The organism is Streptomyces sp. NPDC091682, from assembly GCF_044756625.1.
Taxonomy (GTDB): Bacteria; Actinomycetota; Actinomycetes; order Streptomycetales; family Streptomycetaceae; genus Streptomyces.
The window spans coordinates 1-22677 of the sequence record NZ_JBIVTH010000039.1 but is presented as its reverse complement, the minus strand read 5'-3'; the positions used below and the strand labels follow the sequence as shown (position 1 = coordinate 22677).

Here is a 22677-nt window from a genome sequence, read left to right as displayed (position 1 = left end):
CACGGGCGTGCCGCGGCGGGTGGGGTTCAGAAGGAGACGTCGAAGTAGTCGATGTCGGTGAACTCGACCCGGAGCTGGTCGGCCCGGGTTCCGCCGTCCTTGAAGTAGATCTCCTGCAGGCCCTCGGCGACGATCGCGCGCAGGTCGCGGTCGTCGGCGCCCTGGGCGCGGGCGTCGAAGAGACGCTGGGCGTAGGCGGGCGGGAGGTGGACGGTGAGGCGGCGGACCCGGCCGTCGTCGGTGGTGCCGACGGGGGCGGTGTAGCCGAACCGGGCGCGGGTCTCGACGGTGATGCCGGTGGTGGCGGCGGCCTGCTTGCGGCGCCGGTCGCGGACCACGGGCTGCCAGCGGGCGCGTACGGCCGTGTCGATGCGGGCGGCGACGGCCTTGGGCGGGGTCTTGCGGTCGCCCTTGCGGTAGCGCTCGACCGAGCGCTGGCTGACGCCGAGTTCGGCGGCGACCGCGCGGGTGGTCTTGAGCTGCTTGAGCAGGAAGTTGATCCGGCCCTTCAGGGTCTTGGGCGGGTCTTTGGTGAAGGCCTCCTGGTCGGCGCGGAGGATGGCGTCCTCGATCTCTCCCACAGCGGTTCGGCTCCTGACAGGTGTCCGTGTCGTACACGGTGAGCGGTCTGTCAGCCGTGGCCTCCGGTCGCGGAGGCCACGGCTCGGTGCTATTCGCCGTCGTCGAGGACGGCGTCGCCGCCCTTGATGTGGCGGGCCGGGTTGAGGCCCTTCTCCATCAGGTCCACCGCCCACGCCATCTCCTGAACCCCTTCCAGCTTCGCCAGACCCGGGGTCGGGCCCAGGCGAACCCCCCCATCAACGGCTTGCCCGACGCCGCGTTCCTCCCCATTTTGCCTACCTCGAAGGTGGCTCGTGTCGCCGCGCCCCCCGGAATTCGCGTCTGCCTGGCGCTTTACTGCATCCACCGGCATGGACCGCGCGGAAAGGCCATGGACAAGGGGCGGGAGGCGATGGGTGCCCTGGGATGCAGATGTGGCTGTGATCGGGGCGGGAGCAGCAGGGCTGAGCCTGGCGTTGGATCTTGTCCAAACCTCCCCCGGGGGCAGGGCAGCACCCACGGTGATCGTGGTGGAGGCTCCGCCGGGACCGCTGCGCTCGCCCGCCCGGACGTGGTGCTATTGGGAAGCGGGTTCCGGCCCGTACGACAGTCTGCTGTCGGGCAGTTGGGACCGGCTGCGCGTGTACGGCCCGGACGGTGCGGTGATCGACCGGTCGCTGGGACCGTTGCGGTACAAGATGCTGAGGTCGGACCGGTTCGAGGCGGCCATGACCGACCGACTCGGCATGTTCGGGGTGGGCCTGCGGCGGATGAGCGTGGAGTCGGCGTGCGACGACGACGCCGGGGCCGTGGTCCACGGTCACGACGCGTGGGGGGTGCCTTCGGTGCTCCGCTCCGGGCTGGTCTTCGACTCACGACCACCGCGGCGTCTGCCTGCGGCCCGGACCACCCTGCTGCAGCACTTCCGGGGGTGGTTCGTGCGCACGGCCGTTCCCGCCTTCGACCCCGGTGTGGCGACCCTGATGGACTTCCGCCTGCCTCAGCCTGCATGCGGGCCTGCGTTCGGTTACGTGCTGCCGCTCGGCCGGCATGAAGCACTGGTGGAGTACACGGAGTTCTCCCGGGACGTCTTGGACGACACGGCCTACGAGCGTGCCCTGGGGCACTACTGCACGTCAGTCCTGGGCCTGAACGACTACACCGTCGTCGAGCGCGAGCGGGGAGTGATCCCGATGTCCGACGGCCGTTTCCCTCGCAGCACCGGACGACGGGTCCATCTCATCGGAGCCGCGGGCGGGGCGACGCGGCCCTCCACGGGCTACACCTTCGCCGCGATCCAGCGCCAGAGCCGTCAGCTTGCCGCCGCGGTGCGGGCGGGGCGCTCACCCGCCCGCACTCCCCCCGTGCACGGCCCCAGGGCCCGGGCCATGGACGCCGTTCTGCTGCGCGCGCTGGACACGGGGCGCATCGACGGCGGGGCCTTTTTCGCCCATCTCTTCTCCTGCGTGCCTGCGGAGCGGGTCCTGCGGTTCATGGACGGGGCGACCTCGCCCTGGGAGGACCTCGAAATCGGACTGCGTACGCCTGTTCGCCCCATGCTGCGGTCGCTGTTGGAGCTGCCGCTGCTTCGCCGTTCCGTCCCGGCCGTAGGGCCGGGACGCCGTTGAAAGGCTGTCATGACACTGCTGCGCGACGACGCCCTGTCGGTTGCTTTCGACCATGCCGCGGCACGCTACGACCTTCTGGTGGGCGCCAGTCCGGGCTACCACGGGCATCTGCGCCGTTCGGCACGCCGCTTGGGTCTGCAGGCTGAGGGCCGCGGTGCCCGCGTGCTGGATCTCGGCTGCGGTACCGGCGCGTCGACAGCCGCCCTGCTGTCGGCCGCCGCCAGGGCTGACATCACCGGGGTGGACGCCTCGCCGGGCATGCTGGAGCGGGCCTCGGCCAAGAGCTGGCCCGGCGGGGTCCGTTTCGTCCGTGCGTCGGCCGACCAGCTGACCGAGGCTGGGGTCGGGGGCCCGTTCGACGCGGTCTTCGCGGCCTACCTTTTTCGCAACGTGCCCGATCCCGACCGAACGCTGGCCGCCGTACGCGCGGCGATGGCGCCGGGTGGGCGGATCTCGGTGCACGAGTACACCCTCAGCGGCAGGCCGGTGGACCGGTTGCTGTGGACGGCTGTGTGCCGCACGGTGATCATGCCGTTGGGGCGGGCCTGCGGGGACGCCGGATTGTATGAGCACCTGTGGCGCAGTGTGCTCTCCTTCGACACCGCCGGGGAGTTCGCCGAGCGGATGCGCGCCGCGGGGTTCGCGCACGTACGGGTGCTGCCGCTGCCGGGGTGGCAGACGGGGATCACCCACACCTTCGTCGGTCGGATCGCGGCATGAAGGCGGTCTACCCGGGCCGTGACCGACGGGCCCGGCGCGTCGATGCCCGAGGTGGGCATGCGAGTGCGCGCGTCGCAGGAGACGGCCCACGGGTGGCTGTAGTGGGCGGGGGCATTGCCGGCCTGGCCGCGGCCACGGTGCTCGCTGAGCGGGGCGTGCGCGTGACCGTGTACGAGCGGGAAAGCCAGCTCGGCGGCCGTCTGGCGGGTTGGCAGACGCGGCTGGCGGACGGTTCCGAGGTGACGATGAGCCGGGGGTTCCATGCGTTCTTCCGGCAGTACTACAACTTGCGAGCGTTGCTGGGCCGGACCGATCCGGGTCTCCATGGTCTGGTGGGGCTGGCGGACTACCCGCTGCGTCACCGCAGCGGCGGGCAGGACGGTTTTGCGCGCGTGCCGCGTACGCCTCCGCTCAGCGCGCTCGGATTCGTCGCGCAGAGCCCGTCGTTCGGCTGGCGGGATCTGGGGCGGATGGATCCGCGGGCCGCTCTGCCTCTGCTGGATGTCGGGGTTCCGGGGGTGTACGAGGCTCTGGACGATGTGAGTGCCAGCGAGTTCCTGGCCCGGATCCGCTTTCCCGAGGCGGCCCAGCACCTGGCGTTCGAGGTGTTCTCGCGGAGCTTCTTCGCCGATCCGGCAACCTTGTCGGCGGCGGAGTTGGTACTGATGTTCCACATCTACTTTCTGGGCTCCAGTGAGGGCTTGCTGTTCGACGTGCCGCGCGAGCCGTTCCCTCAGGCCCTGTGGGACCCCCTGGCCCGGTATCTGGGCGGGCTGGACGTGCAGATCCGTACGGGCACAGCCGTGAGCGGCGTCCGACCGGCCGGCGAGGAGGGGATGGATGTCGTCGCCGACGAGGCGGTGGAAAGGTACGACGCCGTGGTCCTGGCCCTGGACGCGGGCGGGCTGCGGGCAGTGGTCGGCGCCTCACCCGACTTGGTGGGCTCGGCGTGGCGCGAGCGGGTCGCCGGGCTGCGGACGGCGCCTCCGTTCCTGGTGTCGCGGCTGTGGCTGTCGCGTCCGGTTTCGGGCGAGCGGCACGGCTTTCTCGGCACCAGCGGCTTCGGTGGCCTCGACAACGTGAGCGTCCTGGACCGGTTCGAGGGCGAGGCGCATCGATGGGCGCTGCGCACGGGCGGTTCGGTGGTGGAACTGCACGCGTACGCGGTCGATCCGGCGCAGGGGCGCCGGGAGGTGGAGCAGCGTTTGGTGGGGCGGCTGCGTGAGGTGTATCCGGAGACGGCTGCCGCGGAGATCGTCGATGTGCGGCACGAGTGGCGTGAGGACTGTCCGCTGTTCACGGTCGGCGGCTACCGGGACCGGCCGGGTGTGCGCACGGGTGATGCACGTGTGGTTGTCGCGGGCGACCTGGTGCGTACAGGTCTGCCGGTCGCGCTGATGGAACGGGCGGCGACCAGCGGATTCATGGCAGCCAATGCCCTGCTGGAGGGTTGGGGCGTGGCGGGCGAGATGCTGTGGACGGTGCCGGACCGGGGCCGTTCCGCCGTGGGCCGGGCGTTGGCGGGTATTGGGGGCCGGCCTGCGCGCGTGCCCGTGCGGTGACGGGCAGGCTACGCGGCAGGTTCGGGGGCGCCGGCTCAGCCGGGGAAGCGGCCGGTGCTGCGCAGTTCCCAGCGTCGCTCGGCGTAGGCGAGGTCGTCCTGCCACAGGCGGCCTGCCGCGCGCCGCATGAGGGGGCGCAGGAGGGGGGCCGCGGTACGCGCGAAGGCGAAGCCGGTGCGTTCGGAGGTGGCGATGACCGCTTCCGTCACGCGGGTGCGGGGGCGCCCGTCGCGGCCGGTCCCCAGAGGGGTGGCGTGGGTTTCGACGACGGAGCCGCTGCCTTCGCCTTCGGTGATGGTCATGAGGACGGTGCGGGGGCCGGGAGCGGTGAACTCAGCGATCACGGGCACGACGAGGCGCCCGGCGACTTTGAAGGAGACGCGCACGGTGAGGACGTCGGTCTCGGCGCCGTCGTCGAGCACCGTGAGGTCGGTGAAGGAGTAGGGGTGGAACCACGCGCCGTGCCAGGGGTCGAGGCGGTTGGCGATGACGTCCTCGGGCTGGCAGACACCGGTGCCCGTGTAGACGGCTGTCAAAGATTTATCGGCGGCTGGCCTGGCTGGGACGGGCGTGTTGCCGAGGGGGTATTCGCCGCCCTGTTCGTCCAGCCTCACCCAGGCGAGGATGCCGTCGTCGTGGGCCGGGTAGGGGTTCCAGCCTGCGAAGGGGGCGCCGTTGAGAGTGAGTCCGTGCCAGGGGCAGACCAGGGTTCCGCAGCGGACGGGGGCTTGGGCCAGCGCGGCTCCCAGGTGCGGGCAGGCGCCCGGACCTGCGACGAGGGCGCCGTCGGCGCCGCGCCAGGCCACGATCTCCGTTCCTTCGACCGTGGCCCCGTAGCCGGTGTGCGTGCTGACGGCTGCGCTGGGGCCCAGGACGTACCAGTTGCCGCCGGCCCGGGCCTGGGCTCGCTTGAGGGCGGTATCGATCAGGGCGGGTGAGGCGTCTCGCCAAGTCGGTTGCTGCCGGTGCCAGGCCACCGGGTCGCGGCGCAGGCGGACCGGGGGGCGGCGGGGGAAGCGCGGGCTCATCGGGTCGGCTCCTGGAAGGCAGGGGCCGCGGCGGGCGCCCCGAGGCGGGCTGCCGCGATCCTGGCCAGCCCGGCAGCCGCGACGGCCGCCCTGCGGGTGAGGGGGACCGCAGAGCGGCGGTGGACGCTGGCGTACCCGTCGCGGGCGACGGCGTCGAGGATGTCGCCGTAGAGGACGAAGGCCGTGCGCACGCAGGGCCGGGAGAGGGGGTCGAGCATGTCCATGCCTGGCCGGGCATGCAGATAGAAGCGCCGGGTGAGGGCGGCGGCGGAGCGCAGGGCGCGGGTGATGCGGGGATCGGGGCGCCCGGTTTGTCTGCTCCAGAGCAGGAGTTCCCGGTCCACGCCTTCGGCGGCGAGGAGGTCGGCGGGCAGGTAGACGCGGTCGCGGTCGAGGTCCTCGCCGACATCACGGATGAAGTTGGTGAGCTGGAACGCCTCACCGAGGGCGGCGGCGTACGGGGCTGCTTCGTCTCGAGTGGTGGTGTGGCCCAGTACGGGAAGCATCTGGAGGCCGATGACGGCGGCGGAGCCGTGCATGTACCCGCGCAGTGCGTCCAGAGTGCCGTAGTCGGTGACGGTGAGGTCGCTGCGCATGGAGGCGAGGAAGTCGTCGAAGTGGCGGTGGGGGATGCGGTAGCGGTGCGCGGTGTGGGCGACCGCGGTGACGATGGGGTGGTGCGCGGGGCCGCCGTCCATCGCGGTGCGCAGGTCGTGGGAGAGGTTCTGGAGGCGGAGGGCGCGGTCGTAGGGTTCGGCGGGGGTAGCCAGGTCGTCGACGATGTCGTCGGCGAGTCGGGCGAAGGCGTAGAGGGCGTGCACGGCGGGGCGGCGTGCGGCGGGCAGCAGCCGTGTGGCGAGGAAGTACGTCTTCCCGTGTCGGGCGTTGAGCCGGCGGCAGCGTTCGAATGCCGTGCGCAGGTGGGGGTCGGTGATGGTGGCGGCGTCGAGTTCGCGTCGGGTCATGCGGGGCGGCCTTTCGTCGCTGCCCGGTGGGTGGGCGCGGTGCGGTGGCGGGCGCCGGGCAGGCCGGTGATGCGGGCGGCGGCGAGACGGCCGGAGATCAGAACGGTGGGGACGCCGACGCCCGGGGTGGTGCCGCAGCCCGCGAGGACGGCGTTGGCGGTTCCGCGCGGGAGGTTGCGGGGGCGGAAAGGGCCGGTCTGGGGGAAGGTGTGGGCGAGGGAGAAGGGGGTGCCGGCTCCGTGGCCGTGGGCGGCCCAGTCGGCGGGGGTGACGAGGACTTCGGTCTGGAGCGCGTCCTCGAAGCCGGTCAGGCCGCGGCGCTCCAGCTCGCGCAGCAGACTGTCCCGGTAGCGGGGGCCGAGGTCGTTCCACGCGGCCGCGGAGGGGCCGACAGTGGTGTTGGGGCAGGGTGCGAGTACGTAGTGGGTGTGCCGGCCCGGTGGGGCGAGGGCCGGGTCGGTGGTGGTGGGCCGGGTGATGAGGAGGGAGGGGTCGCTCATCAGAGTTCCGGTGTCGGTGAGTTCCCGGAACGTCTGTTTCCAGGCGGTGCCGAAGGAAATGGTGTGGTGGGCCAGTTCGGGCCAGGTGCGGTCGGTGCCCAGATGCAGGACGACGGCCGACGGGGAGTGCCGCAGGGCGAAGGGGCGGCGCGGGCGTGCGCCGAGCAGCCGGTAGGCGAGGGGCAGGTCGGGGGTGAGGACGACCGCGTCGCATGCGATGCGCTGCCGGTCGGTGACCACGGCGGTGATCCGCTCGCCGGTGCGCTCCAGCCGGGTGACGCTCTCGCCGTGGATGAGGGTGGCGCCCGCGTCCGCTGCGGCGGCGGCCATGGCGCTGGGAACGGCGTGCATGCCGCCCTGGGGGAAATAGACCCCGGCGATGGTGTCCATGTAGGCGATGACGGCGTAGGCGGCGAGCGCGCGGGCTGGTGGGACGCCCGCATAGAGGGCTTGGAAGGTGAAGACGCGCTGCAGCCGCTCGTCGGTGATGTACTGGCTGATCTTTGGTTGGAGCCGGCCGAACCCGCCCAGTGCGGCGAGGCGGGCCAGGTCAGGGTGCAGGAGGGAGAAGGGCGAGTCGAAGTTGGCTTCGATGAAGCGGGCCATCTGCACCTGGTAGAGGTCGTGAAGCCAGCGGCGCAGCCGGCGGTAGCCGGCCGCTTCCCTGCCTCCGGCAAAGCGTTCGATCTCAGCTTCCATGGCCTGGGCCCTGGTGTGGACGTCGAGGCTGCTGCCGTCCGCGAAGCGTGCGCGGTAGGCGGGGTGGAGAGGGTGCAGCGTCAGCCGGTCGGACATGGTCTCACCGACCGCGGCGAAGGCTGCCTCCAACAGGTGCGGCATGGTGAGCACGGTGGGGCCGGTGTCGAAGCGGTAGCCGTCACGCTCGATGAGGCCGGCCCGGCCGCCGGGGCGGGTGCCGCGTTCGACGAGGGTGACCTGTCGTCCTGCGCCGAGGAGGTGCAGGGCTGCCGACAGGCCCGCGAGTCCGGCGCCGACGACGACCACGTGGTCGGTCGGGCCGGTGATCGTCCTCATCAGGCGACGCCGCGGACGGCTGCTTCTGTCGTGATGAACCCGTCCTGCGGGAGTGAGGCGACCTGGGCCAGGAGTTCGGACAGGCGCCGGGCGGCGGGCCCGCCGAGGTTGGCGGCGGCAAAATGCCGTTCTGATGCCCGCGCCAGACGCTCGATGCGCCGTTCGACCTGTTCAGGAGCGCCGGTCGAGTGCAGGGCTTCGCGGACCGAGGCCAGAGCGAGGTCGGAGAGCGGGGCGCTCCCCCGGCATTCCCGGAGGAGGTTGACAACGGTGGTCACGCCGCTGGCGTCGGCCCGTGAGTGGGCCAGGGCAAGAAGGTAGGTCGCCTTGCCGGACCGGATGTCGTCCCCGGAAGGCTTGCCGGTGAGCGCGGGGTCGCCGAACACGCCGAGGAGGTCGTCGCGGAGCTGAAAGGCGATGCCGGCACACCGTCCGGCCGCGGTCAGCGCGCGGGTGGTGGCGTCATCAGCTCCAGCCAGTGCCGCGCCCAAGGCCAGCGGCTGTTCGACGGTGTAGCGGGCTGCCTTGAGGCTGACGGTGCGAATGGCCTGAACGGCCGAGCGGGAGGAAGTCGTCTGCCCGTGGAGGTCCAGGTACTGCCCGGCGATCATCTCCGTCCGCATGGCCCGCCAGATCTGCAGGACCTGGGTGCGCACGGGCGGGTCCAGGTCGGCTTCTGCGACAAGGTCGTCGGCCCAGGACAGGGCAAGGTCTCCGGCGAGGACCGCGGCCGACTGGGAGAACGGCGACGGACCCGGGTCCCGCGCGGGCGCGGCTTCCGGGTACTGGAGTGCGATCTGTGTGTGGAAGGAGGGCTTGCCACGCCGTACCGCCGACTGGTCCATGACGTCGTCGTGGATCAGGCCGCAGCTCTGGATGAGTTCGAGCGCGGCGGCGACCCGCAGGGCCCCAGGGGTGTGGGCGTCCGTTCCGCCGCATGCTCGCAGCGCCCACCAGAGGAAGCGGGGGCGGATCCGCGAACCGCCGTCGCAGGTGAAGGTGGCCAGCCGCTCCGCGACATCGTGGGCGAAGACAGGGTCGAGGGAACGGCTGTGGGCGACGAAGTCGGCACAGCAGCGCTTCAATTCCGAGGTGACGGCTTCGGCCACGCCCGTGTCGACGCCGGCTGCGGCAGGGCGTGGGGGCGCATGCACGGTCCGGCGATGGGGGGCCGTGAGCACAGGGTGGTCAGCCGACTTCGCGTGCATGGGCCCTCCGTGTCGTGAAGTGGTGCACGGCACCTGTTCTGCGTTCGCCTGGTGGACGGATGCGCAGCCCTCTTCGCGGCCACCGAGCCATTCGTCCCCCGAAGGACAAGCGGTTCAGACAACAGGAGCCACCGATCCACTCGAAGGGTGCACGGCGAAGGCGAGCAGGCAGCCGCTGGAACCGGAGCGGGTGCCAGAAGACGCCGCCGCGGTCGATAGCGCGATCCGCGCTGACCTCGGCCACCAGGGCAGGGTGGACCAGGGTGGTGTCGAGGACGTCGCGGCTCCCCACGTCGCGGAGAACTTCGCCCCTGTCCACGGGTGTCCGGGCGCGGCCGCGGTGAGATGTTCGGCGACCTGCCGGGCGGCGTCCGGGCGCAGCGGTACCGTGCGGCCGACCGCGCGCAGCCGGCCGTCCTGGTCGTGGCGGCCGAGGACGAGGAGGCCGGGGCGGGTCAGGGTGCCGGTGATCGCGCCGACGATCGTCTCAGTGGTGTCCCGCCTCCTGATCTTGGTCCGCCCCGGTATCCGGTCAGATAGCGGCTGGTCAGGGGCTTGACCACCAAACCCTCCACGCCCGACACGTCCGTCCAGGACTCCAGCCATTCCCGCGCCTTGGCCAGGTCCATCGTCTGCGGCAGAGCGCCCACGGGGCGGTCAGGGCGTGTTCGGAGAACAGGTTCTCCAGCAGTGCGCGCCGCTCGGCGTACGGGCGTGTGAGGAGCTCCTGGCCGTCTTGCTGCAAGAGGTCGAAGGCGACGAAGCAGGCCGGCCACCGGGCGACGAAGCCGGCGGCGCCGCGGGCTCGGATGGCGGCCCGGCGCTGCAACGCCTCGAACGACAACCGGCCGGCCTCGGTGTCCCAGACGACCAGTTCGCCGTCGAGGACCAGGCTGTGGGGCAACTGGATCAGGTTCTCCCGCCGACGCCACCAGTACGCCGCATCGATCCGCTCTCGGCTCACCGGGGAGGGCATGGCCTTACCGCTCGTCCAGGAGCTCAGGAACGCACTCGAAAGGCCGCGCGGGAAAGGAGTGACCGGCTCGGTTCAGGAGATCCAGAGGAGCATCGTGTCGCCCTCCCGTGCCGCTGCGCGCAGGTACTTCGCGAGGTCGGCCCAGTGGGCCGCGACCCAGTCCGCTTCCTCGCCGCGCTCCCAGACGATCTGTGGGTAGATGTTCGCGGCAGCCAGATCGGCCGGGGTGACACCTTCGGTCAGGGTGTCGGGAGCGTGGGCCTCCAGGGCATCCGCGGCGGCGCGTACCTGGTCCGCGGTGAGGAGCCGGGGCGGGCCGTATCCCCAGTCCTCGCCTTCCGGCCAGGGCATGTCCGCCTCTCCGAAGACCACGTCCACCGGGAAGCCGCGCCGTTTCAGCAGGAAGTCGAGGGCGTGCCATGCCTTGTCGGTCTCATGCACCCGCGCGTCGGCGGCCGCGTCGTCGCGGTCGTACAGCTCGTGCGCGTACTCGGCCGCCCAGTCGGGGTCGTGCAATGCGCGCTCGAGTTGGGCCGGGGTGAGGCGGAGGTACTGCCCGATCATGCTCATGAACCACACTGTAGGAAGAGGCACTGACAGGGCATCCGTGTCCGGCGGGGCGAACGGCACGGCAAGGCCTGCCGCCGGGTCCCGCTCCTCGCGGGTGCGTGCAACAGGTGGGGGCACAGGCTCCGATGCCGATGGAGCAAACGTCGCGGCCGGGCCATGTCGAGTAGCGCGTTGATGGTTCCTCGTCCAGCTTGCTGTCGAGGTGGAGGGATCGGCGGATGAGGGTCTCCAGGTCTACGTCCGGCCGTACGCGGGCAAGGCAGGTCTCGCTCAGGAGCCTGCGGTGTGGTCGGGCTCTCGCTGGACGTCCAAGTCGAAGACCTTGACCACCTCGGGTCGGAGAATGCCGAGCCACATTCCGCTCCTCCTCTTCTGGACACCTCGGGCCAGATGGGAGATCGCAGGGCGAGGCAGAGCCGGTCGCTTCCCCGACGATGCCTTACCCACCGGCTCCCCTTTCGTGCGTGGCTGTACCTGCCCTTCGTACACGGAGTCGATCACGGACCTCATCAGGGATATCGGAGAGCGGCTGGGCCGGCCCTGGCGAGGTGGAGGGCGCAGGTTCGTTTCTCGCCAGGGCGGCAAGCGGCGCCCATGACCGAGACTGTCCGACCGTGGCGGCTTCGCCGTTCCGGGCCCGGAGTCGCTCCGTCCGGGAGCCTTTTGGGACAACATGCGAGCGGAATCGGACACACCGGACCAGCCACCGGCGATGCACGCAGTCCCGGATGCTGCTCTGGTTGCATGCGAATACCCTTGCGAATCAAGGTAGTTGCAGCACTCACATTCTCTCTCGCGACGATCGCGGCTGGCGGCGCCGCGCAAGCATCCCCACCGGCATCCGCAAGCCCGTCTCTCCCTGGCGTCACCGTGGAGCGCTCCACCGCGAAGCCGGGCGAGGCGAAGGCGTTCTGGACTCCGGAGCGCATCCGGGAGGTCATGTCGCGCCCCGCAGACAGCGGCACTCCTCAGCCGGCCGACCTCGCCCCGCAAGCCGCCAACAAGCCGACCAGCCCGGACGTCTCCATCGCGGGCGACGCGGTCCTCCCTGCGGACGCCAACCGGCGGGCAGGCTTCGGACCGTCGGCTGTGACGGACGTATCGCGGTCCCTGACGTCTCCGGCCCCCGGACAGTGGCCGTGGCGGGCCACCGGGTTCCTGCTCTACGAACACGCCAACGGCGGGACCTACCGGTGCACGGCCTCCGTCATCAACCACAACAACAAGACGACGCTCTGGACGGCCGCACACTGCGTACACACTGGCAAGACCGGGAACGGCTACCACAAGCAGATGGTCTTCCTTCCCGGCTACGACGGCACGAACATCCCGTTTGGTGTCTGGGAGAAGGCCGCCTCCTACGTGCCCACGTCCTGGATCAAGGACACCGACGTGCGGTACTCCGACATGGCGGCGATCACTCTCAAGCCGGCCGACAACGGCGCGAAGATCCAGAACATCGTCGGCGCGTACGGCTACGAGTTCCGCAGCAACTCGCCCGAGAACTCGTTCGTCTTCGCCATCGGTTACCCGGCCAACGGCTACAACCGGCCCGACTCGGACTTCGCCGACGACAAGATGCGGTACTGCACCGGCCCCACGGTCGACGCCTCCAACTTCAACCCGCTCGACCAGCGCCTCCAGATGAACTGCGACATGGGCGGCGGAGCCTCCGGTGGCCCCATGGTCAAGAATTTCACGGGCAACGCACAGATCGTCGGCGTCAACAGCCACCGCTACACCAACAGCAGCGGCGGCTGGCTCGACAACCGGATGTTCTCGTCCGAGCACGGATCGCAGGCCGTATCCGTCTACAACGCCGTACGGTAGACAGGCCGCCGGCCGGGGCCGCCCGCACGGCCCCGGCCGGACCCGCCCGAAACGGAGACCCTCATGGCCTTAAGCAAGCGGACCCGCATCCTGGCAACCACCCTCGCCCTGGTCGCAGCTGGCATCGCCGCAGCCACCGCAATGGCCGAGCCGCCCAGCCCCTCCGTCGAGCGCCATGAGGCTCCTCCCGCCCCCGGAGACATGACGGCCCAAGACCTGGAAACCGCCTTCCGCAACGGCGACCACGGGCAGCCTGGCGGCCCCATGCGCATCACCCCCTAAGGGCTCGTAACAGGATCTTGGTGAGATGTCCTGGTTGGGCATGATCGGCGTGACGATTCGGCCGTTCGTGGTGGCGTGAACACTCGGCCGTGGATCGTGGACGACGACTTGTGGGCACTGATCGAGCCGCTGTTGCCGCCCTGGCCGACGAGGTCACCAGGGCCGCGAGCGGTGTCTGACCCGCGGCCTTTGGGGAGGAACCGTCCGAGTTTTGGCGGTAGGGGCCTTCGGGGAGGATCGTTCGACCAGTAGCGATACCCAGCGGGGTCATGTTCTGCGGTAGGCGGCCCCCAGAGGTTGCTCATGGGGTGCACGGTCGTGCCGTGCCTGCCGCGGTTCCTTATGGGCTTCCCGTTGTGGGAGAGGAGCTGTCACTCGGACGGGTGGACGCATGGCCTCACCGCCCGAAGATCGTCGCCTGTCGGCTCCAGGGGGACAGGCCTGGCGCGGGTGGCCTGTTCCTCCGGTGCCCCGCCGGCTCCGCCCCAGCGACGAGAGGACGACCGGATGGCTACCGATCGCCTCACCACCCTGCACTAGCGGCTCTTCGATGCCACGGGCGGCTCGGGCAGCGGCACCGCCCTGTCGCGGACGACGGACATGTGCGCCGTCCAGGCCGCGAGAGCGGTCCGGCGAGGTCGACGTCCGCCCATGCGGCAGGTGCCGGTGTAGTGGAAGTAGGGGCCGGTGGCCCTGCGGATGAACTCGTCCACGGATGCGCCGCTCGTCCCGGATCCCGGCACCGCTTCCTGCTTGCGCCAGTCGGCGAAGGCGCCGGCCTCCCCGATGCGGCGTGCCACTGCCAGGCCCTTGCGCATGATCTCCAGGTCACGGTCGTCGCTCAGGTAGCCGGGGTCGACGACGGGAGCGCTGGCAGGATTGGCGTCCGTCAGGCGCACGGTGCCGCTGCTGTGCGGAGCCATCGCGGAGAAGGCGATGGAGTAGCCGTTGGTGGGCGGCGGGCCCCATGCCGACGGGAGCGGTGCGGCGACGACGTAGACCTGAAGGTCCGGCCGGGCCACGGCGGGGTCGCTGTACAACAGGCCCATCATTTCGGCCGGCGGGTTGGCAGGAACGAACGGTACGGGCCGGCTGGCCTCGTACACCACTGCCGCCATCGGATGGTCCTGCAGATGGGATCCCACTCCCGGCAGGTCGGCGACGACGCCGATGCCGTGTTCGCCGAGGTGTCGTGCCGGGCCGATCCCCGACAGCATCAGGAGGTGCGCGGAACCGATGGCCCCCGCGGTCAGTATGACCTCGGTGCTCTCGACGGAGAGGTGCTCGCCACCCAGGGTGTACTCGACGCCGGTGCAGCGACCCCCGGTGATGCGCAGCCGCTGCACGGTCGCGTCCGTGACGACGTACAGGTTCGGCCGGTCGAGGAACGGACGGATGTAGGCGTCGGCCGCGCTCTGGCGGGCGCCGCCGGGCAGATTCATGTCACTCCACCCGAACCCGGTCTCCAGCCCGCCGCCGATGTCATCGGCGCGTGTGTACCCGGCCTGCACCGCGGCGTCGACGCCTGCCGTGGCCAGGGGATGGGGTTCCGGAACCGGGGCTACCACGACCGGCCCGTCCGTGCCCCGCACGGAGGCATCACGACTGCGAGTGCTCTCGCTGCGGCGGAAATGGGGCAGCAGATCATCGAAACCCCAGCCCGGAGCGCCGAGTCCGGGCCATGCGTCGTAACCGGAGCGGTGCCCCCGCAGGTGGTAGAGACCGTTGATGCTCGACGATCCGCCGAGCGCCTTACCACGCAGCACGTCAGCGGCCCTGCCCGTACCGGCCTGCACGGTCGAGGCGCCCAGCCAGAGGGATGACGGGTCGAACCCCAGGAACCCCCAAGGAGATGTCATCGCCTCGGTCGCGTCCCGGGCTCCCGCCTCCAGCAACAGCACTCGCACGTCGGGGCGTTCCGAAAGCCGGGAGGCAATCACGCACCCCGCTGTCCCCGCTCCCACAACGACATAGTCATAAGGACTCTGACCCATCATGTCTCCGCTTCCCACGGCAGCACTGTCCGACCACCGGGTTTCAGGAAAGAGCTCCTCGACGATCAAAGAGCTGATTGCTTGCATGTACTCAAGGGGCCGAGAAGTTGGAACGGTTCTCTTCAGGTCGACCCGGTGCCTCGCTCGGCCACCGCCGAGCTCGGCGCGCAGAAGGTGTGGAGGCGGCTGATCAGCAGCGGGTGGGCTCCAGGGGAGCAGGGCTCTCCGGAGGCAGGCTGCGCGCGCTGCGGATGCTGACGGACACCGAGGTGGGCCGGTGGCGAACGATCACCTTGGTCCGACGGGTCTGGGCGCGCCCGGTGCCGACGTCGGCGCCGGTACCTACGATGACGGCCGCGCGGCTGGGCTTCTCTTGTTTCACGCGTTTCTTGTCCTTGGTGTGCACCCGCCCAGAAACAGCCCGGGTTTCCCTTCTGCCTTCGAATCTTAGGAACCCCGGCACGGCACGCACTTGAACCTCCGCGACGTTCGTTCGGAACCTCAGCGCCAAACGAGTGGCGGGACAGCCGGCGTCACACAGCACGGGGTCCGGCTGCCACAGCCTTGGCCCCGGGGGTTTGGACCGGGGCCGCTTGGATCTTGATGGTCCAGGAGAACGGGGTTCCCGTGGGGATGAAGCGTTGCCCCGCCGAGTTCAAGGCGGACGCGATCGCGCTGTACCGCTCGAGGTCGGGAGCGGCGAACCCCTCAGCAAGGTTCATCGCTGCAGATCAGGAAGGCACTTTCGTACTTCCGCCCCAACGGTCGCCACACCCAGGCGAAACTACGAGGTCAGCTCCGGGCGTGCAGGGCGTGCAAGGCGCGCGCGAGCGCACTCATGCTGATGTCGATGACCGTGCGGAGCTGGTTTTGGCTCGCCCTGGTCTTGCTCATCACGGCCAGCGACTGGTTGACCGCCGCCATGTGAACCGCGAAGTCGTCGGCATCGCCTTCGGCCAACTGCGCGGCGCACAAGGCGGTCCGCAGCCGCGCATGCTGAAGGTCCAGAGCTTCGATCGCACGTGCGGCGATGGTGGGGCTGAGCGCCGGTGCCGCCATCGCGGTCTGGGCGATCAGGCATCCATCAGGTACGTCAGGGTCGGCGATGCGCTGCAGGGTGACCTCGAAGAACGCCCGTACTGCCTGGAGCGGTTCCTCGGCCGCACATGAAAGCGCCTGGTCGTACTTGCTTCCGTACCGCGCGGCGTAGCGGTCCAGGCAGCGTAGATAGAGCGAGTCTTTGTCGCCGAACGAGGAGTAGATGGAACTGCGGTTCAAGCCGGTCGCCCTGGAGAGGTCGTCGAGAGACGTGTCGGCGTATCCGGCCCGCCAGAACTGGACCATCGCCGCGTCGAGCGCGGTGCCCACGTCGAACTGCTTCTTCCCGGCCATCACGCATGCACCTCGTTCTCGTACCAGCCGTCGGGGCCCTACCCATCCTATCTTGAACTGATCAGTTCAAGATGCAGTAGGCTCCGAAACATGACTGCCGAAGCCATGGCCCCGAACCGTTCCTGCGACCAGAACCCAGTCCCTGGCTTGCCGTTGTACGACCTTGCGGGTTTCGCTCACCGCTGGGTCGACGCGGAAGGAATCCGACTTCATGCCGTGGAAGGCGGCCGGCCAGCCGGTCCCACCGTCGTCCTGCTCGCCGGATTCCCGCAGACCTGGTGGGCTTGGCGAAAGGTGATGCCAGGTCTTGCCGAGCGGTTCCACGTGATCGCGATCGACCTGCCGGGGCAGGGCCACTCCGACCGCCCTCAAGGGGGCTACGACACGCACACCGTCGCTTCGCGCGTCCAGGCCGCACTGACCGCGCTCAACGTGCCGAAGTACTGGCTCGTCGCCCACGACATCGGGGCCTGGGTCGCCTTCTCGCTGGCCCTGATGTACGAAGACCGCCTGCACGGCATCGCTCTGCTTGACGCCGGCATTCCCGGAATCACGCTCCCGAGATCCATCCCGACGGACCCCGACCGGGCTTGGAAGACCTGGCACTTCGCCTTCCACTTGGTGCCCGAACTGCCCGAAACTCTGCTCACCGGCCGCGAGCGCGACTACGTCGGCTGGTTCTTGAAGGTCAAAGCCCTGTCTCCGAACACCTTCGACGGCGCCGAGATCGACCATTACGCCGCCGCCATCGCGGCCGAGGGAGGGCTTTCAGCGTCTCTCGCCTACTACCGCGACGCTGCGGAATCAGCACGTAAGAATCATGACGCTCTCGAACGGGGGCACTTGACCGTCCCGGTCCTGGGAATCTCCAGCTCCCATGGCTCGATCCCCGACATGGCCGCCTCCCTCAGTCCATGGGCAGAGAACGCGACCGGCGCCTTCATCCCACAAGCCGGACACTTCATTCCCGACGAGCAGCCCGACGCAACGGTGGACGCGGTGACCGCGTTCATCGATCACGAGCGTGTCGAGTAGTTCTCCACGCGCCGGTCAGTCCGGTGACGTCGGCGAGATCAGCCAGCAGCCGTGCCCCGACATGACACAGCATTCCTGCACCGTCGGGGACCGACAGAACCCCTCGACACGGTTCATCGCCCCGGATCAGAAGGCACTTTCGCGTTCCCGGCCACCAACCGGCCTCACGTCAACTGAAACGGCGAGGCCAGCACGCACCGTGGTGTCGGTGTCCAGTCGAGTGCCGCGCCAGAACCTCACCGGCGCCAACCCCGGCACCGCCATCGCCCTTCAGACCTTCGCCCAGCTGCCCTGACTCACTGTCCAGCAGGCAGTCGAACTGGGTTTGGAGGCCACGGTGGTTGGGGCCGTGCAGCGGGCGGAAGTGACCCGCCGGACCATCGACTTGATCGGTCTCGACAGCTTGAGTCCGCCTACCCCAAGGAACTCTCCGGCGGCACGCGCCAGCGCGTCGGCTTCGCCCGGGCCCTCGTCGTGGAACCCGACGTGCTGATGATGGACGAGCCCTTCTCCGACCTCGACGTCCTGACCGCCGAGAACCTGCGCGGCGAACTGATGGAGCTGTGGGAGTCGGGCCAGTTCCCCACCCGCGCCGCCGTTCTCGTCACCCACACTCGCCGCGAGCCAGGCCGCGAGCAGCAGCGTGAGACCGTTCACCTGGACGGAGAGGAACGTGGCCCGCTTGACCCCGTAGGTGAATCCGCGCCGGGCGCATCGCCACCAGGCCAGCACGATCGACACCGCTTTGGTGAGCAGGTGCGCAGCGTCCGACAACAACGCCGGCACACCGGGCATCAGGCCTTTGCCGACCTCTACCACCATGAACGAACCGATCAGCGCGAGGGCCGTGCCCAGCTAGCGCCGGTCGGCACCTGCGCCCACACCGCGCGAACGCCCGGCATACCCATGGCCATGGGTATGGGTATGGGTATGGGTATGCCGTTGGCCGTGTCCGTGCCCGCCCATGAGCGACGCCTACCCGTTCGGCCGGCCTCGGCGCAGGCGTCGACCTGGTGGCGGTAGACGGCGATGACGAGGTCCGCCCGGGTGGGGAAGTGCCAGTAGAGCGCGGCCACCCCCACTCCGGCCTCGGCCGCGATCTCGCGTACCGCCGCGGCCGCGGCCGCGGCCAGCAGGGTCTGCTGGTTGCGCCGGACGTCCTTGCGCTGGGGTCCGGCCGCGCTCTCCTGCCGGTTGCCGTCGCTCACTTCGGCACTCCTTCCAAGACGGACCTTGCAAAGTGGAACTGCGTTCCGTATCGTTCATTGCGGAACAGGGTTCCGTTTTAGTCGGGATGTCAGACCACGGAACCGACGACCACATCGCGCATCGCTGCCGCGCGCTCGACGGACTCAACCGGCCCTCCCCGCCCCTCGAAGAGCCAGATCCGGCCAGAGGGCCCCACCTGCGGCCGCACCCCTCGCACCCGAGCATCCGAAGATCCGAACGGAAGGCACTTCCATGTCCGACCCGAACACCACACCCGCCCTCGTGGTCTCCGCCCAGCCGGTCGTCCTGCCCGCCCCGGGCCGCGGCGACGACCTCCAGGTCCGCATGTCCGCCCCCGCCACCGGCAGCGAGCTGCCCGTGATCGTCTTCTCGCACGGCTACGGCTGGTCGATGAACGGCTACGCACCGCTCGCCGATCACTGGGCCGCCCAGGGCTTCGTCGTCGTCCAGCCCACCCACCTCGACTCCCGCACCCTCGCCATCCCCGCCGAAGCCCCCCGCACCCCGCGGATCTGGCGCCACCGCATCGAAGACGTCACCCGCGTACTGGACGGGCTCGACGCCCTGGAAGCAGCCGTACCCGGCCTCGCCGGACGCCTCGACCACGACCGCATCGCCGTGGCCGGCCACTCCTGGGGAGCCCAGACGGTGAGCACACTGCTGGGCGCCCGCGTCCTCGACGCCGACGGGATACCCGGCGAGGACCTGTCCGACCCACGCGTCAAGGCAGGGGTACTGCTCGCCCTGACCGGCCTCGGTGACGACCTGACGCCGTTCGCCGCCGAGCACTTCCCCTTCATGAAGCCGTCGTTCGACACCATGACCGCCCCGGCCCTCATCATCGCCGGCGACCACGACCAGTCCCACCTGTCCACCCGCGGACCCGACTGGTTCACCGACCCCTACACCCACAGCCCCGGCGACAAGAGCCTGCTCACCCTGTTCGGCGCCGAGCACTCGCTCGGCGGCATCCCCGGCCACGAAGTCGCCGAGACCACGGACGAATCCCCCGCCCGCGTCGCCCTGATCCAGCAGCTCACCACCGCCTACCTCCGCAGCACCCTCCAGGACGACGACGTGGCATGGAAGGCGGCGGTCACCGCCCTGGACGAGGCCCCCCACCCACTCGGCAAGCTCCAGAGCAAGTAAGCACCCACACGCACCGCGGACCGCACACCGCGCACGGCCGAGATTCGCCAGGAAAGGGCAGACCATGATCCTCGTCACCGGAGGCTTCGGCTTCATCGGCTCCCACACCGTACGGGCCCTGCTCGACCTGGGCGAAGACTGCGTGGTGATCCAGCGCAGCACTCGTGCGCTCCCTACCGTCCTCGCCGACACCCGAGTGAGGGTGGAACGGGCCGACGTCACCGACCGCCAGGCGCTGCTGGCGGTCGGCCGTCGCCACACCATCACGGGCATCGTGCACCTGGCCGGGTCCTACCCCTGGCCGCCCGTCCCCGACGCGCCCGTCGAGGCGACGCGGCAGGCGCTCGGCGGGCTGCTGAACATCGTGCAGGCGGCGCAGGAGTGGGGCGTACGGCGTCTCGGTGTCGCCAGCACGATCGGGGTCTACTTCGGCGCCGGGAACGACGGACCGCTCCGCGAGGACACGCCGCTGTCGATGAGCGCGGCGGTCTCGATCCCGACCTTCAAGAAGGTCGGGGAACTGCTGGGCGGATTCCTCGCCGACACCACGGGGATTGACATCGTTGACTACCGCATCTCCGGCACCTGGGGGCCGCTCGGCCATCCCGATCCGTTCTTCGCCGCCCCCGCCCTCGTCCACGCCGCCGCCCACGGCACCGCCCCGGACTTCTCCCACCTCCTGGGGCCGGCCTTCGCCGAGGACGGACTCGACCTCAACTACGTGAAGGACACCGGCCGAGCGATCGCTCTCCTCCAGCTCGCGGACAAGCTGAACCACCGTACGTACAACGTCGGCTCCGGCCGGGCCACGACCAACGCCCAGCTCATCGACGCGATCAAGAAGGTGGTGCCCGACGCCCGGGTCGACCTGCCCACCGGAGGCGGCGCACCGCACCTGGTCCTCGACATCGGCCGCTTGAAGGAGGACACCGGCTACCGGGCCGAGTACGACACCGAGCGGGCCGTCGGCGACTACATCGCTTGGCTGCGCGCAGGCAACAAGGCCTGAGCCGGGCAGGGGCTTTGCCGCCAGCGCGGTGCCGACCGCTACCTCGGTCACATCGAGGCCTCACGCCGCCGCTTCGCCGGCGCCTGACGGCCAACGCACTCGCAGGCGAAACCATCGGGCGGCCTCGCCCGAGCGGCCCGGCGGGCCCACACGAGCGAACCGGAGCTGGCCGTCGCCGCAGGCTTCGGCGTACGCGGCGCCATAGGTGGGAGAGACGATGCGGTCACTCGCGGCCCAGGCGGCGAGCACGGCAGTCGCTCGGCATGAGCGCCGCCGCCCACCGACGAGAGCCTCGCTTTCCAGTCGTGGGGCACTCTGTCCGGGATCGGGCATCGCCTGCGCACACGCCACCAGATGAGTGGTCGGTGCCGGTCGTGGAGTGCGACATGAGGCGTTCTGGCCGACGGCAGGCACACCATGGTTACAGGACGAGGAGGCGGTCATGTCGGTGTGGCGCTTGCGGGATTTCCATGATGATGACCTGGACCAGGCGATCCGGTTGTGGGACCAGGGCCTCCAGGCCGACCTGTCCCTTCCCGTGTTCCCGGTCTCCGAGGTCGTGGCAGCCGCCCGTGCGGGACAGCCCTCCGTGGTCGCGGTGGTGGAGAGTGAGCTGGTCGGGATGGCCGTGGCCCGCGCTGAGGGTGAGCGTGGGTGGATCTTGATCACGGCTCTGTCTGGTGCGTGGCGCAACCGCGGACTGGGTAGTGCGCTGATCGCCCAGGTGGAGCAGCAGCTGCGCGACCGCGGAGTGCGTAGGGTCAGCGCCATCCTTACACCTGGCTCGACCGGGACCACCGCGTTGGAGAACTCCGGCTACCGCCGCCTGGACGGTCTGGTCTACTACGAGAAGCTGGAGCCCCCGGGGGCGCAGGATGCGGGACTGCTGGCCCAGCTCGGCGGCCGGGTCCTGCCGCGAGGCCTGTGGGAGCAGCTGGCGGGCATGTTCGAGGCCAAGGACACCATCGAGAAGCGCATCGTTCTGCCGCTCGCCGAGCCGGAGGTCGCCGAGCGCTACGGGGTCCGTCCTCCGAAAGCGGTCATCTTGTTCGGGCCGCCCGGCACCGGAAAGACCACCTTCGCCAAAGCGATCGCATCCCGCCTCGGCTGGCCGTTCGTGGAACTCTTCCCCTCACGCCTGGCCGCCGATTCCGACGGAGCGCTGGCAGCCTCGCTGCGCGATGCATTCGCGGACCTGGCCGAGCTGGACAGCGTCCTGTTGTTCATCGACGAGGTCGAGGAGATCGCAGCCGCGCGCTCAGGCCACGCTGTCGACCCCGGACACGGGGTCACCAACGAACTCCTCAAACTCATCCCCGCGTTCCGCGACCACGACGACCGGCTGCTCGTCTGCGCCACCAACTCCCTGCGCACCTTGGACCCGGCATTCCTTCGCCCGGGCAGGTTCGACTACATCATTCCGGTCGGCCCGCCCGACTCTGCTGCTCGCGAGGCGATCTGGCGCCGCTACCTCGGCACCACTGCCCCGGTGATCGAGGTCGACCAGCTGGTCGCCGCCAGCGAGATGTTCACCCCTGCCGACATCGAGTACGCCGCGCGCAAGGGCGCCCAACGCGCCTTCGAACGCGAGATCAGCCACCGCACTGGGACCCCGGCCGCCACCGACGACTTCCTCGCCGCGATCGCCGACACCCGTCCCACCCTCACCCCGCAGGCCCTGGACGACTTCCGGGAGGACATCGAGCACCACACCCGAACCTGATGCCCACCCCACCTCCCGCGCCGGCGGCGTCGCCGTTTCCCGGGTGATCACCTCCACGATCTACACGGACCCACGCGGCACGACGGCACGACGGCACGAAGTAGGTCCGCTTCCTCGCGAGAACCTCGACCGTCCGGACGGGGTGCCGTCACTTCTCGGGCTCTGGCTGAACTCGGTAGTGGACGTCTAGAAGACTCGTGAAGATCTTGTTGGAGGGCCGTCCGGCCGTAGGCCGGGAGGCCCTCTCGCTTATGCGGTGGCCGTGGTGAGCGTCCAGGTG

General features: G+C 70.0%; 22 protein-coding genes and 1 pseudogene. 10 read left to right on the top strand and 13 right to left on the bottom strand.

Going from position 1 to position 22677, the window contains the following annotated elements; genetic code table 11:
- Positions 1–26: 26 nt before the first annotated feature.
- On the bottom strand, positions 27–581 hold the full coding sequence (gene tpg / locus ACIQK6_RS41170) for a telomere-protecting terminal protein Tpg (protein ID WP_329105030.1): 555 nt from the start codon (positions 579–581) through the stop codon (positions 27–29).
- Positions 582–932: 351 nt separating this feature from the next.
- Between tpg and ACIQK6_RS41165 the strand changes: the two genes are divergently transcribed.
- The 3 genes from ACIQK6_RS41165 to ACIQK6_RS41155 are packed head-to-tail and all read left to right on the top strand — an operon-like array spanning position 933 to position 4471.
- Positions 933–2189, top strand: a complete 1257-nt coding sequence (locus ACIQK6_RS41165) for a lycopene cyclase family protein (protein WP_329105028.1) — start codon at positions 933–935, stop codon at positions 2187–2189.
- 9 nt (positions 2190–2198) lie between these two features.
- Positions 2199–2909, top strand: a complete 711-nt coding sequence (locus ACIQK6_RS41160) for a class I SAM-dependent methyltransferase (RefSeq protein ID WP_402697549.1) — start codon at positions 2199–2201, stop codon at positions 2907–2909.
- Positions 2906–4471, top strand: coding sequence for an FAD-dependent oxidoreductase (locus ACIQK6_RS41155; protein ID WP_329105024.1), 1566 nt, complete (start codon positions 2906–2908; stop codon positions 4469–4471). Before ACIQK6_RS41160 ends, ACIQK6_RS41155 begins: the two co-directional genes overlap by 4 nt.
- A 35-nt stretch (positions 4472–4506) precedes the next feature.
- On the opposite strand, the gene ACIQK6_RS41150 is transcribed toward ACIQK6_RS41155, so the two are convergent.
- The 8 genes from ACIQK6_RS41150 to ACIQK6_RS41115 form a co-directional block, all read right to left on the bottom strand.
- Positions 4507–5499, bottom strand: a complete 993-nt coding sequence (locus ACIQK6_RS41150; RefSeq protein ID WP_402697547.1) for a DUF5914 domain-containing protein — start codon at positions 5497–5499, stop codon at positions 4507–4509.
- A complete protein-coding gene (locus tag ACIQK6_RS41145; protein WP_402697546.1) occupies positions 5496–6464 on the bottom strand; it encodes a phytoene/squalene synthase family protein in 969 nt (322 codons plus the stop codon). The genes ACIQK6_RS41150 and ACIQK6_RS41145 overlap by 4 nt, the downstream gene beginning before the upstream one ends.
- On the bottom strand, positions 6461–7999 hold the full coding sequence (crtI, locus tag ACIQK6_RS41140; RefSeq protein WP_402697544.1) for a phytoene desaturase family protein: 1539 nt from the start codon (positions 7997–7999) through the stop codon (positions 6461–6463). Before crtI ends, ACIQK6_RS41145 begins: the two co-directional genes overlap by 4 nt.
- Positions 7999–9153 carry a polyprenyl synthetase family protein gene (locus ACIQK6_RS41135; RefSeq protein ID WP_329105015.1) on the bottom strand — a complete coding sequence of 385 codons (1155 nt, stop codon included), beginning with the start codon at positions 9151–9153 and terminating at the stop codon, positions 7999–8001. Before ACIQK6_RS41135 ends, crtI begins: the two co-directional genes overlap by 1 nt.
- Positions 9154–9321: 168 nt before the next feature.
- On the bottom strand, positions 9322–9813 hold the full coding sequence (locus ACIQK6_RS41130; RefSeq protein WP_402697542.1) for a hypothetical protein: 492 nt from the start codon (positions 9811–9813) through the stop codon (positions 9322–9324).
- A complete protein-coding gene (locus ACIQK6_RS41125; RefSeq protein ID WP_402697540.1) occupies positions 9755–10171 on the bottom strand; it encodes a hypothetical protein in 417 nt (138 codons plus the stop codon). Before ACIQK6_RS41125 ends, ACIQK6_RS41130 begins: the two co-directional genes overlap by 59 nt.
- 84 nt (positions 10172–10255) lie before the next feature.
- Positions 10256–10753: a YfbM family protein gene (locus ACIQK6_RS41120; RefSeq protein WP_329105011.1), complete on the bottom strand. Its 498-nt coding sequence runs from the start codon at positions 10751–10753 to the stop codon at positions 10256–10258.
- A gap of 439 nt (positions 10754–11192) precedes the next feature.
- On the bottom strand, positions 11193–11471 hold the full coding sequence (locus ACIQK6_RS41115; RefSeq protein ID WP_402697538.1) for a DUF1589 domain-containing protein: 279 nt from the start codon (positions 11469–11471) through the stop codon (positions 11193–11195).
- A gap of 152 nt (positions 11472–11623) precedes the next feature.
- On the opposite strand from ACIQK6_RS41115, the gene ACIQK6_RS41110 reads away from it, so the two are divergent.
- Positions 11624–12583 (top strand): trypsin-like serine protease, encoded by a 960-nt coding sequence (locus tag ACIQK6_RS41110; RefSeq protein WP_329105009.1) that lies wholly within the window; start codon positions 11624–11626, stop codon positions 12581–12583.
- A gap of 63 nt (positions 12584–12646) precedes the next feature.
- Complete coding sequence (locus ACIQK6_RS41105) at positions 12647–12865, top strand: hypothetical protein (RefSeq protein ID WP_033227042.1); 219 nt, start codon at positions 12647–12649, stop codon at positions 12863–12865.
- Between the two features lie 536 nt (positions 12866–13401).
- Here the strand turns inward: ACIQK6_RS41105 and ACIQK6_RS41100 are convergent.
- The 3 genes from ACIQK6_RS41100 to ACIQK6_RS41090 all read right to left on the bottom strand — a co-directional run bounded on the left by ACIQK6_RS41100 (position 13402) and on the right by ACIQK6_RS41090 (position 16251).
- Entirely contained in the window at positions 13402–14859 is a 1458-nt protein-coding gene (locus ACIQK6_RS41100; protein ID WP_329108148.1) for a GMC family oxidoreductase N-terminal domain-containing protein, read from the bottom strand.
- A 190-nt stretch (positions 14860–15049) separates the two neighbouring features.
- Positions 15050–15241, bottom strand: coding sequence for a hypothetical protein (locus ACIQK6_RS41095; protein WP_329105007.1), 192 nt, complete (start codon positions 15239–15241; stop codon positions 15050–15052).
- 410 nt (positions 15242–15651) lie between these two features.
- On the bottom strand, positions 15652–16251 hold the full coding sequence (locus ACIQK6_RS41090; RefSeq protein ID WP_329105005.1) for a TetR/AcrR family transcriptional regulator: 600 nt from the start codon (positions 16249–16251) through the stop codon (positions 15652–15654).
- A gap of 90 nt (positions 16252–16341) precedes the next feature.
- Between ACIQK6_RS41090 and ACIQK6_RS41085 the strand changes: the two genes are divergently transcribed.
- Together ACIQK6_RS41085 and ACIQK6_RS41080 are read left to right on the top strand one after the other, a co-directional pair.
- Positions 16342–17286: an alpha/beta fold hydrolase gene (locus tag ACIQK6_RS41085; protein ID WP_402697536.1), complete on the top strand. Its 945-nt coding sequence runs from the start codon at positions 16342–16344 to the stop codon at positions 17284–17286.
- A gap of 291 nt (positions 17287–17577) precedes the next feature.
- Complete coding sequence (locus ACIQK6_RS41080) at positions 17578–18309, top strand: ATP-binding cassette domain-containing protein (protein ID WP_402697558.1); 732 nt, start codon at positions 17578–17580, stop codon at positions 18307–18309.
- On the opposite strand, the pseudogene ACIQK6_RS41075 reads toward ACIQK6_RS41080, so the two are convergent.
- Positions 18273–18494: pseudogene (locus ACIQK6_RS41075) on the bottom strand (TetR family transcriptional regulator); the annotation flags it as partial. The gene ACIQK6_RS41080 and the pseudogene ACIQK6_RS41075 sit on opposite strands and share 37 nt — an antisense overlap.
- A 253-nt stretch (positions 18495–18747) precedes the next feature.
- On the opposite strand from ACIQK6_RS41075, the gene ACIQK6_RS41070 reads away from it, so the two are divergent.
- From ACIQK6_RS41070 to ACIQK6_RS41060, 3 genes are all read left to right on the top strand, one after another.
- Positions 18748–19665 (top strand): chlorophyllase/cutinase-like alpha/beta fold protein, encoded by a 918-nt coding sequence (locus tag ACIQK6_RS41070; RefSeq protein ID WP_329105001.1) that lies wholly within the window; start codon positions 18748–18750, stop codon positions 19663–19665.
- 64 nt (positions 19666–19729) lie between these two features.
- On the top strand, positions 19730–20674 hold the full coding sequence (locus ACIQK6_RS41065) for an NAD(P)-dependent oxidoreductase (protein WP_329104999.1): 945 nt from the start codon (positions 19730–19732) through the stop codon (positions 20672–20674).
- A 442-nt stretch (positions 20675–21116) separates the two neighbouring features.
- Entirely contained in the window at positions 21117–22397 is a 1281-nt protein-coding gene (locus tag ACIQK6_RS41060; RefSeq protein WP_329104996.1) for a GNAT family N-acetyltransferase, read from the top strand.
- Positions 22398–22677 lie beyond the last annotated feature (280 nt).

Excerpts from the sequence above, each read along its gene's own strand:
- ACIQK6_RS41165 (WP_329105028.1), top strand. The coding sequence starts at position 933 with ATGGACCGCGCGGAAAGGCCATGGACAAGGGGCGGGAGGCGATGGGTG.
- ACIQK6_RS41160 (WP_402697549.1), top strand. The coding sequence starts at position 2,199 with ATGACACTGCTGCGCGACGACGCCCTGTCGGTTGCTTTCGACCATGCC.
- ACIQK6_RS41155 (WP_329105024.1), top strand. The coding sequence starts at position 2,906 with ATGAAGGCGGTCTACCCGGGCCGTGACCGACGGGCCCGGCGCGTCGAT.
- ACIQK6_RS41150 (WP_402697547.1), bottom strand. The coding sequence starts at position 5,499 with ATGAGCCCGCGCTTCCCCCGCCGCCCCCCGGTCCGCCTGCGCCGCGAC.
- ACIQK6_RS41145 (WP_402697546.1), bottom strand. The coding sequence starts at position 6,464 with ATGACCCGACGCGAACTCGACGCCGCCACCATCACCGACCCCCACCTG.
- crtI (WP_402697544.1), bottom strand. The coding sequence starts at position 7,999 with ATGAGGACGATCACCGGCCCGACCGACCACGTGGTCGTCGTCGGCGCC.
- ACIQK6_RS41130 (WP_402697542.1), bottom strand. The coding sequence starts at position 9,813 with ATGGCTGGAGTCCTGGACGGACGTGTCGGGCGTGGAGGGTTTGGTGGT.
- ACIQK6_RS41120 (WP_329105011.1), bottom strand. The coding sequence starts at position 10,753 with ATGAGCATGATCGGGCAGTACCTCCGCCTCACCCCGGCCCAACTCGAG.
- ACIQK6_RS41105 (WP_033227042.1), top strand. The coding sequence starts at position 12,647 with ATGGCCTTAAGCAAGCGGACCCGCATCCTGGCAACCACCCTCGCCCTG.
- ACIQK6_RS41100 (WP_329108148.1), bottom strand. The coding sequence starts at position 14,859 with ATGGGTCAGAGTCCTTATGACTATGTCGTTGTGGGAGCGGGGACAGCG.
- ACIQK6_RS41090 (WP_329105005.1), bottom strand. The coding sequence starts at position 16,251 with ATGGCCGGGAAGAAGCAGTTCGACGTGGGCACCGCGCTCGACGCGGCG.
- ACIQK6_RS41085 (WP_402697536.1), top strand. The coding sequence starts at position 16,342 with ATGACTGCCGAAGCCATGGCCCCGAACCGTTCCTGCGACCAGAACCCA.
- ACIQK6_RS41070 (WP_329105001.1), top strand. The coding sequence starts at position 18,748 with ATGTCCGACCCGAACACCACACCCGCCCTCGTGGTCTCCGCCCAGCCG.
- ACIQK6_RS41065 (WP_329104999.1), top strand. The coding sequence starts at position 19,730 with ATGATCCTCGTCACCGGAGGCTTCGGCTTCATCGGCTCCCACACCGTA.
- ACIQK6_RS41060 (WP_329104996.1), top strand. The coding sequence starts at position 21,117 with ATGTCGGTGTGGCGCTTGCGGGATTTCCATGATGATGACCTGGACCAG.